The organism is Kitasatospora sp. NPDC101801, from assembly GCF_044766665.1.
Lineage (GTDB): Bacteria > Actinomycetota > Actinomycetes > Streptomycetales > Streptomycetaceae > Kitasatospora.
In genome coordinates, this window is record NZ_JBIWML010000037.1 from 34,838 (window position 1) to 50,106 (window position 15,269).

13 protein-coding genes and 2 tRNA genes are annotated in these 15,269 nt (G+C 72.5%); 8 read left to right on the plus strand and 7 right to left on the minus strand.

Annotated features, from left to right (window positions below; translation table 11 throughout):
- Positions 1-125: 125 nt before the first annotated feature.
- A complete protein-coding gene (locus tag ACIRPK_RS29565; RefSeq protein WP_403043929.1) occupies positions 126-980 on the plus strand; it encodes a DUF3152 domain-containing protein in 855 nt (284 codons plus the stop codon).
- A gap of 234 nt (positions 981-1,214) precedes the next feature.
- Here the strand turns inward: ACIRPK_RS29565 and ACIRPK_RS29570 are convergent, their stop codons facing one another.
- The 4 genes from ACIRPK_RS29570 to purS all read right to left on the minus strand — a co-directional run bounded on the left by ACIRPK_RS29570 (position 1,215) and on the right by purS (position 5,293).
- A complete protein-coding gene (locus ACIRPK_RS29570) occupies positions 1,215-2,048 on the minus strand; it encodes a sterol carrier family protein (RefSeq protein WP_403043931.1) in 834 nt (277 codons plus the stop codon).
- Between the two features lie 61 nt (positions 2,049-2,109).
- Positions 2,110-4,365 (minus strand): phosphoribosylformylglycinamidine synthase subunit PurL, encoded by a 2,256-nt coding sequence (gene purL, locus ACIRPK_RS29575; RefSeq protein ID WP_403043933.1) that lies wholly within the window; start codon positions 4,363-4,365, stop codon positions 2,110-2,112.
- Entirely contained in the window at positions 4,365-5,042 is a 678-nt protein-coding gene (purQ, locus tag ACIRPK_RS29580) for a phosphoribosylformylglycinamidine synthase subunit PurQ (RefSeq protein ID WP_403043936.1), read from the minus strand. The genes purL and purQ overlap by 1 nt, the downstream gene beginning before the upstream one ends.
- Positions 5,039-5,293 (minus strand): phosphoribosylformylglycinamidine synthase subunit PurS, encoded by a 255-nt coding sequence (purS, locus tag ACIRPK_RS29585; protein WP_238860359.1) that lies wholly within the window; start codon positions 5,291-5,293, stop codon positions 5,039-5,041. The genes purQ and purS overlap by 4 nt, the downstream gene beginning before the upstream one ends.
- Before the next feature lie 465 nt (positions 5,294-5,758).
- On the opposite strand from purS, the gene ACIRPK_RS29590 reads away from it, so the two are divergent.
- The 7 genes from ACIRPK_RS29590 to ACIRPK_RS29620 all read left to right on the plus strand — a co-directional run bounded on the left by ACIRPK_RS29590 (position 5,759) and on the right by ACIRPK_RS29620 (position 10,191).
- A complete protein-coding gene (locus ACIRPK_RS29590) occupies positions 5,759-6,076 on the plus strand; it encodes an Lsr2 family protein (RefSeq protein ID WP_057230366.1) in 318 nt (105 codons plus the stop codon).
- A gap of 139 nt (positions 6,077-6,215) precedes the next feature.
- Positions 6,216-6,288, plus strand: a tRNA-Gly gene (locus ACIRPK_RS29595).
- A gap of 25 nt (positions 6,289-6,313) precedes the next feature.
- Positions 6,314-6,386: transfer RNA gene (locus ACIRPK_RS29600), tRNA-Gly, on the plus strand.
- Between the two features lie 148 nt (positions 6,387-6,534).
- Positions 6,535-7,524, plus strand: coding sequence for an ABC transporter ATP-binding protein (locus tag ACIRPK_RS29605; protein ID WP_403043940.1), 990 nt, complete (start codon positions 6,535-6,537; stop codon positions 7,522-7,524).
- Positions 7,521-8,315, plus strand: coding sequence for an ABC transporter permease (locus tag ACIRPK_RS29610; RefSeq protein ID WP_403043943.1), 795 nt, complete (start codon positions 7,521-7,523; stop codon positions 8,313-8,315). The genes ACIRPK_RS29605 and ACIRPK_RS29610 overlap by 4 nt, the downstream gene beginning before the upstream one ends.
- 44 nt (positions 8,316-8,359) lie before the next feature.
- On the plus strand, positions 8,360-9,586 hold the full coding sequence (locus ACIRPK_RS29615; RefSeq protein WP_403043946.1) for a sensor histidine kinase: 1,227 nt from the start codon (positions 8,360-8,362) through the stop codon (positions 9,584-9,586).
- Complete coding sequence (locus ACIRPK_RS29620; protein WP_403043949.1) at positions 9,583-10,191, plus strand: response regulator; 609 nt, start codon at positions 9,583-9,585, stop codon at positions 10,189-10,191. Before ACIRPK_RS29615 ends, ACIRPK_RS29620 begins: the two co-directional genes overlap by 4 nt.
- Before the next feature lie 462 nt (positions 10,192-10,653).
- On the opposite strand, the gene ACIRPK_RS29625 is transcribed toward ACIRPK_RS29620, so the two are convergent.
- The 3 genes from ACIRPK_RS29625 to ACIRPK_RS29635 all read right to left on the minus strand — a co-directional run bounded on the left by ACIRPK_RS29625 (position 10,654) and on the right by ACIRPK_RS29635 (position 14,870).
- Complete coding sequence (locus tag ACIRPK_RS29625) at positions 10,654-11,553, minus strand: phosphoribosylaminoimidazolesuccinocarboxamide synthase (protein WP_403043951.1); 900 nt, start codon at positions 11,551-11,553, stop codon at positions 10,654-10,656.
- Positions 11,554-11,599: 46 nt separating this feature from the next.
- Positions 11,600-13,150, minus strand: a complete 1,551-nt coding sequence (locus ACIRPK_RS29630) for a N,N-dimethylformamidase beta subunit family domain-containing protein (RefSeq protein ID WP_403043953.1) — start codon at positions 13,148-13,150, stop codon at positions 11,600-11,602.
- A gap of 163 nt (positions 13,151-13,313) precedes the next feature.
- Positions 13,314-14,870, minus strand: a complete 1,557-nt coding sequence (locus ACIRPK_RS29635; RefSeq protein WP_403043955.1) for a hypothetical protein — start codon at positions 14,868-14,870, stop codon at positions 13,314-13,316.
- Positions 14,871-15,269: the final 399 nt, after the last annotated feature.

Below are 15,269 nucleotides of genomic sequence, written 5' to 3' on the forward strand. Positions count from 1 at the left end.
CGACCGGGTCAACCACGGCCGACGATTCGAAGATCCTGTGACCGGCCGGAGGAACTGGCCGAGCGACAGGTATCGTCCTGATCGACAGTGCGTCAGTTCTGCCGGCCGACCAGAGAGCTTCAGTAGTGCGACCCAATCCCAGCAGCTCCCCCGCCCCCAGCCGTCGGCGCGCCGCCAACGTACGGCGGCGGAAGCAGCGGGTGCGGCGACGGCGGGTGCTGGCCGTGGGGCTGGTCGCGGCACTGACCGTGCTCGGCGGCGCCGCCGCCTACAAGCTGACCGGTGACTCCGGCGGGACACCGGCCGGCGGGCCCACCTCCCAGGCCAGGGCCGTCCCGGCCGCCGAGTCCCCCGCCACCACCCCGCCGCCCGCCGAGGTGCCGCCGCCCGCGCCCGCCCCGACCCCGGCGGTCGACGGGAAGGGCCTCGGCACCTTCACCACCGTCCAGGCGAACGGCCCGGTGGTCGGCAAGGGCGGGACGCTGCGCAAGTACAAGGTCGAGGTCGAGGACGGGATCGGCATCGACGCCGCGACCGCCGCCCAGCAGGTGCAGAACATACTCGCGGACAAGCGGAGTTGGACCACCGACGGGAAGGACTCCTTCCAACTGGTGGCCACCGGGACCTACGACTTCACGGTGAAGATCGCCTCGCCGGAGGAGGTCGACAAGATCTGCGCCACCGCCGGGCTGGACACCGGCGGCGAGGTGAACTGCAACGTGAACCGCCAGGTGATGGTCAACATCAAGCGCTGGAACACCGGTTCACCGAAGTTCAGCGGCCCGATCGAGGAGTACCGGGCCCTGATCATCAACCACGAGGTCGGCCACCGGATCGGCCGCAACCACCTCGGCTGCCCCGGCCCGGGCCAGCCGGCCCCGGCGATGATGCAGCAGATCTACGGCCTGGAGGGCTGCGTCTCCAACGCCTGGCCCTACAACGACGCCGGCAAGTACCTCACCGGCCCCGCCCGCCCGTAAGTAGCCGGCTCTTCTGGCAGGCGCTCGACCGCCTACGGCGCCAGGGGCTCGGGGAACTGCGACGCCGGCCCTTGCAAGGTGATCCTCGCGTAAGTGGTCAGGCACTTTCGCAGTGACCCGCACGCCAGATCTCCTCGCAGTTCCCCGAGCCCCTGGACAGTGCAACTGAACGCCCTGCCAAAAGGCGCAGCCCCCGGGTAGTCGGCCGCTGAGCGCCTGCCGAAAGTGCAGCCCTCAGCCCATGACCGGCAGGTACTCCGCGAGGTTGCTCCGCTCGCCGCTGGCGTGCAGCGCCGTATCGGCGACCGCCGACCAGGTGGTGCGCCCGGTGGCCAGGCGGAGCCAGGTGAGCGGGTCGGTCTCGACCACGTTGGGCGGAGTGCCCCGGGTGTGCCGGGGGCCCGGGACGGCCTGCACGACGGCGTACGGCGGGATCCGCAACTCGACCGCACCACCAGGGACTTGATCCGCGAAGGCGTCGGCCAGCAGCCGGGTGACGGCGGCCAGCGCCTGGCGGTCGTGCGGGAACGCGGCCAGCTCCAGGGCGGCCGCCAGGTCGTCCGCGTGCACCACCGTCTCGACCAGCCGGGTGACCAGGAAGTCGGTCAGCAGGATCGGCCCGAACCGGATCACGAACCGCCGTGCGGGGTCGGCCACTTCGGGCCGCTCCAGGGCCGCCAGCAGCTGGTCGCAGGCGAGGTCGAACTCCTCGGCCACCTCCGCCGGCGAGCCGGCGAAGGCACCCTCCGCGTGCTCCCGCACCGCGGCGTCGATCGCCGCCGCGGCGGTCCTGGTCGCCCCGACCCACTGCACCAGCGAGAGCGGTGCACCGTCCGGCACCGGCTCGTCGAGGTGCCGGGGCAGCCAGTCCAGGCAGAAGCCGAGGTGGGCGATCAGCTGCCGGACCCGCCAGTCGCCGAGCCTGGTCGGCCGGTCGAACAGCGAAGCGGCGTCCGGGTGGGCGCACAGCTCGTGCACCGCACCGCGCAGCGCCTCGGTCTGCCCGGCCAGGGCGGACCGCACCTTGGCGGGATCGTAACTACGGGGACGGTTCGCGGAGTTCGCCATTCCGCGAGGGTACAGCGAAGGGGCGGCCCGACCGGGCCGCCCCTCAGCTGCCGAGACGCCGTCAGGCGAGCAGTGCCTCGATCACACCGGTGTGCGCGTCCGTCAGCTCGGCCAGCGAGACGGTGAACTGGCCCTGGATCTCCAGGGAGTCACCGTCGACCACGCCGATCCGGGTGGCCGGCAGGCCCCGGGCGCCGCACATGTCGTTGAACCGGAGCTCCTCGCTGCGCGGGATCGACACGATGGCACGACCCGCGGACTCGGAGAACAGGAACACGAACGGGTCCAGACCGGTCGGCACGATCAGGCGCGCGCCGTTCCCGCCCTTGAGGCAGCTCTCCACCAGGGCCTGGGCCAGGCCGCCGTCGGAGAGGTCGTGCGCGGCGTCGATCATGCCGTCGCGGGAGGCGGCGATCAGGATGTCGCCGAGCAGCCGCTCGCGCTCCAGGTCCACCTTGGGCGGCAGGCCGCCGAGGTGGTTGTGCGCGACCTGCGACCAGGCCGAGCCGCCCAGTTCGTCGGCGGTGTCGCCGAGCAGGTAGACCAGCTGGCCCTCCTCGGCGAAGCCGATCGGGGTCCGCCGGGTGACGTCGTCGATCACGCCGAGCACCGCGACCACGGGGGTCGGGTGGATGGCGGTCTCACCGGTCTGGTTGTACAGCGAGACGTTGCCACCGGTCACCGGGGTACCGAGGACCAGGCAGGCGTCGGCCAGACCGCGGGTCGCCTCGGCGAACTGCCACATCACGTCCGGGTCCTCGGGGGAACCGAAGTTGAGGCAGTCGGAGACGGCGAGCGGCTTGGCGCCACCGGCCGCGACGTTGCGGTACGCCTCGGCCAGCGCCAGCTGGGCGCCGGTGTACGGGTCCAGCTTGGTGAAACGGCCGTTGCCGTCGGTGGCCACCGAGACGCCGAGGTTGGTCTCCTCGTCGATCCGGATCATGCCCGAGTCCTCGGGCGTGGCCAGCACGGTGTTGCCGATCACGTAGCGGTCGTACTGGTCGGTGATCCAGGACTTGGAGGCCTGGTTCGGCGACCCCGCCACGGCCAGCAGCGCGGCCTTCAGCTCCTCGCCCGTGGACGGGCGGAGCAGCCGCTCGGCGGTCGGCGCGTCCGCCTGCAGGGCGTCCTGCCAACTCGGCCGGGCGTACGGGCGGTGGTAGGTCGGGCCGTCGTGCGCGACCGAACGCGGCGGGACGTCGACCACCAGCTCGCCGTGCCAGAAGATCTCCAGCCGCTCGCCCTCGGTCACCTCACCGATGACGGTGGCGATGACGTCCCACTTCTCGCAGATCTCCAGGAAGCGGGCGACCTTGCCCGGCTCGACGATCGCGCACATCCGCTCCTGCGACTCGCTCATGAGGATCTCCTCAGGAGAGAGCGTGTTGTCGCGCAGCGGCACGGTGTCCAGCTCGATCCGCATGCCGCCGGAGCCGGCCGAGGCCAACTCCGAGGTGGCGCAGGAGAGTCCGGCACCGCCGAGGTCCTGGATGCCGAGCACCAGCTTCTCGGCGAAGATCTCCAGGGTGGACTCGATCAGGAGCTTCTCCTGGAACGGGTCACCCACCTGGACGGCCGGGCGCTTGGCCGGGCCGGTCGCGTCGAAGGTCTCGGAGGCCAGCACCGAGACGCCGCCGATGCCGTCGCCGCCGGTCCGGGCTCCGTACAGGATGACCTTGTTGCCGGCGCCGGACGCCTGCGCGAGGTGGATGTCCTCGTGCTTCATGACGCCCACGCAGAGCGCGTTGACCAGCGGGTTGCCCTGGTAGCAGGAGTCGAAGACGACCTCGCCACCGATGTTCGGCAGGCCCAGGCAGTTGCCGTAGCCGCCGATGCCGGCCACGATCCCGGGCAGCACCCGACGGGTGTCCGGGTGGTCGGCCGCACCGAAGCGCAGCGGGTCCATCACGGCGACCGGGCGGGCACCCATCGCCAGGATGTCGCGGACGATGCCGCCGATGCCGGTGGCCGCGCCCTGGTAGGGCTCGATGTACGACGGGTGGTTGTGCGACTCGACCTTGAAGGTCACCGCGTAACCCTGGCCGACGTCCACCACACCGGCGTTCTCGCCGATGCCGACCAGCATCGCGTCGCTGTCCGGCTTCTTCTCGCCGAACTGCTTGAGGTGCACCTTGGAGCTCTTGTACGAGCAGTGCTCCGACCACATCACCGAGTACATCGCCAGCTCGGCGCCGGTGGGGCGCCGGCCGAGGATCTCCCGGATCTTGGCGTACTCGTCGGCCTTCAGACCGAGTTCGGACCAGGGCTGGTCGGCCTCGGGCGTCTGCTCGGCGTTCTTGACGGTGTCGAGGGTCATCAGGCGTTCACCAACTGCTTGAGGACGGAAGTGAAGAAGCCCAGGCCCTCGGTGGTCGGGCCGGTGAGCGGCTCGACCGCGTGCTCCGGGTGCGGCATCAGACCGACGACATTGCCGGCGGCGTTGGTGATGCCGGCGATGTCGCGGTACGAACCGTTCGGGTTGACGTCCAGGTAGCGGGCCACGATCCGGCCCTCCGCCTCCAGCTGGTCGAGCACCGGCTGGTCCGCGACGAAGCGGCCCTCGCCGTTCTTCAGCGGGACGACGATTTCCTGGCCGGCCGTGTAATCCCGGGTCCAGGCGGTGCCGGCGTTCTCGATCCGCAGCTTCTGGTCGCGGCAGACGAAGTGCAGCGAGTCGTTGCGGGTGAGCGCGCCGGGCAGCAGGTGCGATTCGCAGAGCACCTGGAAGCCGTTGCAGATACCGAGGACCGGCATTCCCAGCTTCGCCTGCTCGATGATGGTGGCCATCACCGGGGAGAAGCGGGAGATCGCGCCGCAGCGCAGATAGTCCCCGTAACTGAATCCACCGGGGAGGACGACCGCGTCGACCTGGTGGAGATCCTTGTCACGGTGCCAGAGGGCGACCGGATCGGCGCCGGCCAGCCGGACCGCGCGCTGGGCGTCGCGGTCGTCGAGGGAACCGGGGAAAGTGACGACGCCGACGCGAGTGGTCACTTCCCCTCCTCCTCGATCCGGACGGTGAAGTCCTCGATCACGGTGTTGGCGAGGAAGGTCTCGGCGGCTTCCCGGATCCGGGCGAGCGCGGCGTCGTCGACCGGACCCTCCAGCTCCAGTTCGAATCGCTTGCCCTGACGGACATCGGCGATCCCGGCGAATCCAAGACGCGGCAGTGCACGCTGCACCGCCTGGCCCTGGGGGTCGAGGATCTCGGGCTTGAGCATGACGTCGACTACGACGCGAGCCACTGGCACTCCCGGTGGTGTGGTGCGTGAGGCGGGGGACCTCCAGACTACCGGGGCATTCGGGCGACTTTGCTGGCCGGGCCGGGTCCGGAGCAGGCGACGCGCGTAGACCTATGCCCCTTACGCCCCAAGGGTTCCGCCGTCCCCATGCCCTCCGGCCACTCCCCTTTACGCCGGATTCCGCAGCTGCTTCTGGAACGTCCGAATACCGGCACTACGGGACAGAACGACCATCCACATCACTCGCTATCCCGCGCCGACGAACACACGTGAATATCCGGAAAAGAAAGCAGGACTCTTCGATTTCGGCCCCCTTTGGGTGCAGAATAGGGCCACCGGTGACGGCGAGTGCTGCGTATCCAGCGCGGCTTCCTGCCTGCCCGTAAGCGCTCGCGTGACTGGTGCACATCGGGTCGCACGGGCGCATCCCGCATCCGGCGGCCGAATTGCCCGAGAGGATCGACACCCATGGCTCAGCGTGTAGTTGTCACGCTCTCCGACGACCTGGACGGCGGCGCCGCCGCCGAGACCGTCCACTTCGGTGTGGACGGAAAGTCGTACGAGATCGACCTGTCCCTGGACAACGCGGAGAAGCTGCGGGAGGCTCTCGCCCCGTTCGTCGCGGCCGGCCGCCGGCAGAGCCGCGCCGGAAAGTCCTTCCGCCGCACCGCACTCACCCCGGACCCGGCCGCCGTGCGCGCCTGGGCCCAGTCCCGCGGCATGGAGCTGCCCGCCCGGGGCCGCATTCCCAAGCACGTCTACGAGTCCTTCGCCGAGGCCAACTGACCTGGTCCGACCGGCTGGTCGCCCCGCCCCGACCGCCCCGGCGGAAAGGGTGGGGCGACCACTCGTCCCGATGGGGTAGAGTTCTTTCTGTCGCCAGCCCGGGAGACCGGACGGCGGCCGGTGCTTCAAGAAGCACCGTGCGGACGTGGCTCAGTTGGTAGAGCATCACCTTGCCAAGGTGAGGGTCGCGAGTTCGAATCTCGTCGTCCGCTCGCAGTGAAAACAACCGAAGATCGTGCGGACGTGGCTCAGTTGGTAGAGCATCACCTTGCCAAGGTGAGGGTCGCGAGTTCGAATCTCGTCGTCCGCTCAGTGGAAGGACCCCCTCGTCGAGGGGGTCCTTCGTCGTTTCCGCCGCCCGTCCCCTGACATTTGTCACCGCCGACCCGTGTGAACGCGTCCCCCACCGGTGACGGCGCGCACTGCCCACCGGGCCGCCCGGACGGGAGGCTCGGTGCATGGACACCAGCCGCACCGAGCCACCCGTCATCGAGGTCACCGGCCTGCGCCGGCACTACGGCCCGGCCGGACCGGGCGGCTTCGACGCCGTCCGGGGCCTCGACCTCACCGTGCGCCGGGGCGAACTCTTCGCCCTGCTCGGCACCAACGGCGCCGGCAAGACCTCCACCATGGAACTGATCGAGGGCCTGGCCGCGCCGACCGAGGGCCGGATCCGGGTGCTCGGCCACGACCCGTACCGGGAGCGCGCCGCCGTCCGGCCGCGGATCGGGATCATGCTCCAGGAGGGCGGCTTCCCGTCCGAACTGACCGTCGCCGAGACCGGCCGGGCCTGGGCCGGGATGACCACCGGCGCCCGGCCCGTGGACGAGGCGCTCGACCTGGTCGGCCTGCTGCACCGGCGCACCGTCCGGGTCAAGCAGCTCTCCGGCGGCGAACGCCGGCGGCTCGACCTGGCGCTGGCCCTGCTCGGCCGCCCCGAGGTGCTGTTCCTGGACGAGCCCAGCACCGGCCTCGACCCGGAGGCCAGGGCCGCCACCTGGCGGCTGGTCCGCGAACTCCGTACCCAGGGCACCACCGTGCTGCTCACCACGCACTACCTGGAGGAGGCCGAGGAGCTGGCCGACCGGCTGGCCATCATGCACGGCGGCCGGATCGTCACCGAGGGCACCGTGGCCGAGGTGATCGCCGGCCGGCCCTCCCGGATCTCCTTCGAACTCCCGGAGCGCAGCGGCCCGTTCGAGGCCGCCGCACTGCCCGCGCTGCCCGGCGCCGAGGTCACCGCCGAGGGCCGCCGGATCACCGTCCGGACCCCGACCCTGCAGTCCACCCTCACCGAGCTGCTGGACTGGGCCGCCCGGCACCAGGTCCCGCTCGGTGCGCTGGACGCCCGCAGCGCCTCGCTGGAGGAGGCCTTCCTCGCGGTCGCCGCCACCCCGCCCACCCCCGCCGCCCTCCCCGCGACCGAGCCGACCGGAGCCGTCCGATGACCACCGCCACCAGCCGTCTGCGCTCCCTCGGCCGGGCCGAGACCACCCTGCTGCTGCGCAACCGGACCGCCCTGTTCACCGCCCTCGCACTACCGGTGCTGATGGTGGTCGCACTGGCCGAACCGATGAAGCAGCAGGCCGACCACTACCCCGGCGTCCCGACCGGCGCCCTGCTGGTCACCGGGCTGCTCGGACTGATCCCGATGTTCGTCGTCTACTACAACCTCACCGCCGCGTACGTCGCCCGGCGCGGTGAGCTGGTGCTGAAGCGGCTGCGCACCGGCGAGGCCCGGGACCTGGAGATCCTGGCCGGCACCGCCGTCCCCTCGGTCGTGCTGGCCCTGCTGCTGAGCGTGGTGCTCTGCGGCGCCGGGGCCGCGGTCCTGGACCTGTCGATGCCGGTCAACCCGCTGCTGGTGCTGGCCGGGCTGGTCCTGAGCATCGTGCTGCTGGTGGCACTCGCCGCCCTGTCCAGTGTGGTCACCAGGACGGTCGAGAGTGCCGGCCTCACCACCCTGCCGGTGCTGCTGCTCAGCCAGTTCGGCTCCGGCCTGCTGATCCCGCTGGACACCATGCCCGACCAGCTCGCCGCCGTCTTCCGGGCGCTGCCCACCACCCCGGCCCAACAGCTGATCCGGCTCGGCTGGTTCGGCACCGACGGCACCGCGCCCGCCACCGACTTCGTCGGCAGCTGGTCCGACGCCCTCCCGCTGCTGGCCCTCGCCCTGGCCTGGACCGCGGCCGCGGGCTGGGCCACCAACCGCTGGTTCCGTTGGGAGCCCCGGCGCTGACTGATAGGAAGACCACAGCACCGACACCCTCCGGAGGAGAACCCGTGGAACTGGCCCACCCGCTGCGCCGCTGGCACGCCCAGGGCAAGCCGCAGCGGACCGAGCTCTACGTCCGCTGGTCGCTCTACATCGCGGTGGGCGTCGAACCGCTGGCGGTCCTGGGCACCGCCGTCGGCCAGGCCGAGAAGCTGTCCGTACTCACCCTGCAAGTGCTGGCCCTCGGCGCGCTGACCGGCACGGTGCTCTCCCTGCTGGTGGTCCGGGCCGGGCTGGCCCACTACCTCGGCCGCCGCCCCCGCCCCGTGCTGCTGCTCGCGATGTCCACCACGGTGGCCCTGGCCGGCGTCTGGGCGGTGGTGCTCACCGGCGGGAACGACCTGACCGGGGTGTCGATGACCCCGCTGCTGCTGATGTTCTGGTTCGGCCCAGTCACCGTGGTCCTGCCGCACCGGCTGTCCGCCGCGTTCGGCGGCATCGTCCTGCTGCTGGTGCTGCCCGCCCTGCTGCTGGCGGGCCTGTCGATCGGGACCGCCCTCGGGGCGATCACCGGCATCGCGCTGTCCTGTCTGCTGTTCGGCGTCACCTGCCGCTGCTCGGCCTGGCTGTCCGGCGTGGTCTGGGAGTTGGACGGGGCCAGGGAGACCCAGTCCCGGCTGGCCGTGGCGGAAGAGCGGCTGCGGTTCTCCCGCGACCTGCACGACGTGCTCGGCCGCAACCTCACCACCATCGCGCTGAAGAGCGAACTGGCCGCCCAACTCGCCCGCCGGGGGCGCCCGGAGGCCGCCGACCAGATGACCGAGGTGCAGCGGATCGCCCAGGAGTCCCAGCGCGAGGTGCGGGACGTGGTCCGGGCCTACCGCACCGCCGACCTGCACGCCGAACTCACCGGCGCCCGTTCGGTGCTCCGCGCCGCCGACGTGGCCTGCGAGGTCGAACTCGGCAGCGTCGACCAACTCCCGGTCACCGCACAGTCGGTGCTCGGCTGGGCGGTCCGCGAGGCCACCACCAACGTGCTCCGGCACAGCGAGGCCACCAGCTGCCTGATCCGACTCCGGGTCGGCGGCGGCCAGGCCCTGCTGGAGATCGAGAACGACGGTGTGACGGAGGGTCGGCCGGGGACCGCCGGCACCGGCCTGACCGGCCTGCGCGAACGGCTCGCCGTGTACGGTGGCCGACTCGACACGCCACCGGCCGGGCCCGGCCGGTTCCGGCTCACCGTGGACCTGCCGCTGACCGCACCCGCCCTCTCGATGGAGGTCTCCGCCGGATGACCATTCGCATCCTGCTCGCCGACGACGAACACCTGATCCGGGGCGCGCTGGCCGCGCTGCTCGCCCTCGAGGACGACCTCACCGTGGTGGCCGAGGCCGCCACCGGCCCCGAGGCGCTGGCGATGGCCAAGGCGCACCGCCCCGACGTCGCGGTGCTCGACCTGCAGATGCCCGGGATGGACGGCATCGAGGTGGCCACCGAGCTGCGGCGGGTCCTGCCGGACTGCCGCACCATGATCGTCACCGGCCACGGGCGGCCCGGCTACCTCAAGCGCGCCCTGGAGGTCGGGGTCCGGGGCTTCCTGCCGAAGACCGTCTCCGCCGCCGACCTGGCCGGCCTGATCCGCACCGTCCGGTCCGGCGGCCGGTACGTCGACCCGGAGCTGGCCGCCGACGCCATCGCGGCCGGCGAGAGCCCGCTCACCCCCCGGGAGACCGACGTCCTGGAGCTCGCCGCCCACGGCACCTCGATCGCCGAGATCGCCGAACGCGCCTCGCTCTCGGCCGGCACCGTCCGCAACTACCTCTCGGCCGCCGCCACCAAACTCGGCGCGGAGAACCGCCACGCAGCGGTCCGCATCGCCCGCGAACACGGCTGGATCTGACCGCACGGGCGACGCCGACCGCTTGGCAGGTGCTCACCGGCTACGGTCCAGGGGCTCTGCTGTGGTGCGGCTCCGCCGCGTGGGCGACGCCGGCCTTTGGCAGGTGGTTCGGGAGAGTCAGGGGCTCGGGGAACTGCGACGCCGGCCCTTGCAAGGTGATCGTCGCGTAGCTGGTCAGGCACTTTCGCAGTGACCCGAACGCCAGACCTCCTCGCAGTTCCCCGAGCCCCTGGGTAGTAGACCGTTGAGCGCCTGCCTACAGTGCAGCCCCCGAGCCCCTGGGTAGTAGACCGCTGAGCACCTGCCAAAAGTGCAGCCCCGAGCCCCTGGGTAGTTGACCGTTGAGCGCCTGCCTACAGTGCAGCCCCCGAGCCCCTGGGTAGTCGACCTGGAGCGCCTGCCTACAGTGCAGCCCCGAGCCCCTGGAGAGTGCAACCGGGGCGCTGCAAAAGGCGCAGCCGCCTACTCCCAGGTGTTGCCGGTGAGCCGCTCGTACGCCTCGACGTACTTGGACCGGGAGGCCGCGACGATCTCGGCGGGCAGCGCCGGCGGCGGGAGCTCGCCCTTGGGGTCCCAGCCGGACTCGGGCGAGGCCAGCCAGTCGCGGATGAACTGCTTGTCGAAGGAGGGCTGGGCGCGCCCCGGCTCCCACTGGTCGGCGGGCCAGAAGCGCGAGGAGTCCGGCGTCAGCACCTCGTCGCCGATCACCAACTCGCCGTCCAGCAGCCCGAACTCGAACTTGGTGTCGGCCAGGATGATGCCGCGCTCGCGGGCGATGTCCCGGGCCCGGCCGTACACCGCGAGGGTGGTCTGCCGGAGGGTGGTGGCCAGCTCGGCGCCGAGCCGGCGGGCGGTCTCCTCGTAGGGGACGTTCTCGTCGTGCTCGCCGACCTCGGCCTTGAGGGCCGGGGTGTAGATCGGGGCGGGCAGCTCGGAGCCGTCCTCCAGACCCGCCGGGAGGGCGATGCCGCAGACCGTGCGGTCCGCGCGGTACTCCACCAGGCCGGAGCCGGTCAGGTAGCCGCGGGCGACGCACTCGACCGGAGCCATCTCCAGGGCGCGGCAGATCAGCGTGCGCCCCTTCCAGTCGGCGGGCGCCCCGGCCGGGAGCTCGGTGGAGATCACGTGGTTGGGGACGATGTCGGCGATCCGCTCGAACCACCAGAGCGAGAGCTGGGTGAGGATCCGGCCCTTGTCCGGGATCTCGTTCGGCAGCACCCAGTCGAAGGCGGAGGTCCGGTCGCTGGCCACCATCACCAGGTCGCCGTTGGCGGCCCGGTAGAGGTCGCGCACCTTGCCGGTGTGCAGGTGTTCCAGACCAGGTACCTGGACCGGCTCGGGCTTGGTGACAAATCCGCTCAAGGTCGTCTCAGTCCTCAGAGAAGGGGGGCTCCGGGGTCCGAGTCTTTCATGAGCGGCCCACTGCCTCCTTGCACAGGTGGTCGAGCAGGTTGGCGGTGGCCCGCTGGATCCGCTCGTCGGTGTGCCCGGGCCGGTCCAGCGCGGGCGACCAGGCGAAGGTGCCCGCGGCGAACACGTACGCACCGCTGGGCGCCCGGTAGAGCGAGGTCTCCTGGTACCTGGTCCGGCCCGCCGTGTCCCGGTAGGGGGAGTGCGCGAGCAGGGAACGCTCGGTGTGCTCGGGCAGCGCGACCTTGGGGTAGTAGCGGTCGGCCTCGCCGGCCACCAGGCCGGCCAGCTCCTCGCCCTCCGCCAGCCCGGTGCCCTCCCAGAGCCAGTGGTCGGTGTTCCGGGCCACCAGCGGCACGGGGGTGGGCACCCGGCCGGCGTACTGGACGCCGAGCAGGTGCTGCTCCGGCTCGCCGGCGTCCCGCCAGAGCGCGCTCTGGCCGCCCGCCGGACCGGCCGCCGGGTGGCCGGGGTGCAGCCGTTGGCGCTTGCGGCAGTTGAGCAGCCGGTTGGGCTCCCCGGCCGGGCTCTGGGTGAGGTCGACCCGCCAGTACAGGGAGTTGGCGGACAGGAAGACCAGCGAGGTGCCGCCGTCCCTGGCCCGCTCGACCGTCCGGCGCATCGGCTCGGACCAGTACTCGTCGTGGCCGGGGAAGATCAGCGCCCGGTGCCGGGACGGGTCGACCAGCCCGGCGTGCAGATCGGTCGCGGTGGCGTAGGCGAGGTCGTAGCCGTAGCGCTCGGCCCAGCGGATGAAGTCGTACGCGTGGCCGACGTGCAGCGGCAGCCCGGCCCCCGCGTGCGGGCGGTCGAAGGAGACCGTGACGGCCGCCTCCTGCTCGCCCAGCAGCCCGCCGTGCCCGTCCCAGGCGTGGTAGAGGCTGGCCCCCTGCCGGCCGTCCTCGGGGAAGAGGTTGTACGCCTGCCAGGTGACGTCCGGGATCACCAGCAGCAGCTCGGCGGGGTGCGTCTGCTCGTCGAAGTCCCGCACGGTAAACGGGATGTGACTGCGGTGCAGGTTGTCGGCGGTGGTCAGCACCGCGACGTACGCGCCGGGGCGCCAGTGCGTCGGCACGTGCAGCCGCCAGGACTGCCACCAGTGGTGGCAGGAGACGGTGCGGCCGACCACCAGCGGCGCGGGCTGGGCCAGCCCGGCGATCAGCGGACTGGACGTCACGTGGTGGGCGCCGTCGCCGCCGTAGTGGCCGATCCGGTAGACGTCCACGGTGAACTCGCGCGGCGGGTTCACCGTGACCCGCAGGTCGATCGAGCCGCCGGGGCGGATCACACCGGCCGAGGCGAAGCCCTTGATCTGCTGCTGCACGTCGTCCGAGTTGGCCGGGGTGCCGACCGGCGGCCGGGGGCGGGGCACGCCCGCCGGGAGCTGGCCGGGCGCGTCCAGGCTGACGTACCACGGGACCGCGCCCTCGATGCCGGCCACGTACTGGTCCGGGCTCCGCAGCCACGGCAGTGGGCCCTGGCCGAAGGGGTCCGAGACACCGTGCTTCAGCGTGCCCGACTCCCAGCGGCGGTTGAGTTCCGTCCCCACGCGCCCCTCCCACACTCGCACCGGCCCGACTCGGCCCCCGGTGGCATGTGCCAAGCGGATGTGCGTGCGGTCCAGCACACCACAGTGCTGGCGCTGCGTCACCCCACCGTAGCAACAAGTATTGTTGAAATTTTGTTCGTCTTCGGAGCAACCCGACCGGGCGTCAGAGCCGGACCGGGCCGGCCAGTCGCAGCCCGGCCGACTCCAGCCAGGATCGCAGCGGTGCGTCCTTGCCCTGCTCCACCGCATCGGCCACCAGGGCGGCCAACTCGGGGCGCCGGGTGCCGCCCAGCAGCAGCACCGGGCCGTCCAGCCAGTCCATCCCGGGGCGGCCGAGACCGGTGTCCACCGCCGCCAGGCAGACCAGCGCGGTGACGTGGTCGACCAGCAAGTCCCGCCCGCTGCGGACCACTTGCAGAGGGGGCGCGACCTGCGCGGTGCGCGCCAGGTGGGCGGCGAGTGCTGCGGCCAGGGGCTCACCGGCCCCCTCCGCGAGCCGGGCCAGCACCAGGTGCAGGGCGGGCGCGGCCTGTTCGGGGGCGCCCTCGCCGAGCACCGCCCGGAGCGCGTCGGCCTGCCCGCGCCAGCCGAGCCCGACCACCTCGGCCGGGTAGTCGGCCCAGTCCAGCTCCCGCCAACCGGTGCCCGCGGTGCCGAACGGCTCACCGAACAGCACCTCGGCCGCCAGCAGCGAGACGGCCGCGTCCACCGAACCCGGCTCCTCCAGCAGGTCGCAGGCCGGGCGGTCGCCGAGCCGGGTCTCGTACCCGTCGGCCAGCCGGTCCCGGCGGGACAGCTCGGTGAGGGCGGCGACCACGCCCGCGTTCAGGTGGGCCGGGTGCCGGCCGAGCCGCCAGGCGGGCAGCGCGACCCGGGTGAGCAGCCTGTCCCACCCCGCGTAGGCCAGGCCGACCTGCTCCTGGGCGGCGATCCGCAGGCCGTAGTCGACCGCCTTGGCCTGCTCGGAGGCGGCCGCCGCGACCGCCCGCTCCAGCTCGGCCGAGTGCTCCCGGCAGGCGCCGAGCAGCAGCTTGGTGATCCGGTCCAGCAGGGCGGCGGGCCCGCGCCGGGGCTCGCCGAGCGAGGCGTCCAGACCGCGCAGGAAGCGCCGGGCGGCGGCGATCTCCGGATCGGCGGCGGCGGCCGTGCCGGCCACCACCGGGGCCAGCAGGGCACGCAGCTCCCCGGCCCGCATCCACCAGAGGAACGGCGAGCCGATCACCAGCACCGGCGCCGTCCCCACCGCCCGGTCGGGCGCACCGGACAGCACCTCCCCGGCCACCGGGGCGGCCGGGGCCACCGGGTGCCGGCCGGGCCGGTGCACCTCCTCCAGCCAGCTGTCGCAGTCCGGGGTGATCGCGATCCCGGACGGAGCGGGCACCCCGAGCCGCTCCGCCAGCTCACCGATCTGCCGGTAGAGCTCGGGGGCGGCGGAGCGGGCGATCGGCACCGCAGGCGTGCGCGGCGGCTCGGCCCGGGCGTACGTCCTGGCCACCAGCCAGGTGCCGAGCAGCACCAGGACCGCGATGCCGCCCACCACCCAGCGGGCCGCGTCCCAGGCCGCCGCGTCGGCGGCGCCGGGAGCGCCGATCCGGCCGGTGAACCGGCCCGCGAACAGCACCACCGCGAGGGCGGCGGGCAGCGCGGCGACCCCCAGGGCCCGCCCACGGACCCGGAGCACGGCCTGGGCACGTGCGCGGGCTGCGTCGACAGCGGCCATACGGCGCGGCACCCCCTTCGGAGCCGACCGCCACGGATCGCGGCGGCTCCCGGTGACGGGAGGTCGGCCACGACCCGGGCACCCGAGCCGACTCGAAATGATCAGTATCCGAACGGGGGACGACGGACGTCGGCCCCGCTTGTGCATCGTGCTTGGCACTTCTGACAGTTCTGACGCCTGCCCGTGGGCGGGCGTTCCGGATCGCTACCGTTTCCACCCGTCCTGATGACACGACGGCCGAACCGAGCGCCACCGACAGCATCCCCCCGGCCGCGCCCGGACACCCGGTGGCGGCCGCACCGGCGGACGGCCCGCCGACGCGATCCAGCGCACCCTACGACCCGGGGCCCGGTCACGTCAGCCGGATGGCGACCGGATCACCCGAAGGACTGGAATCCT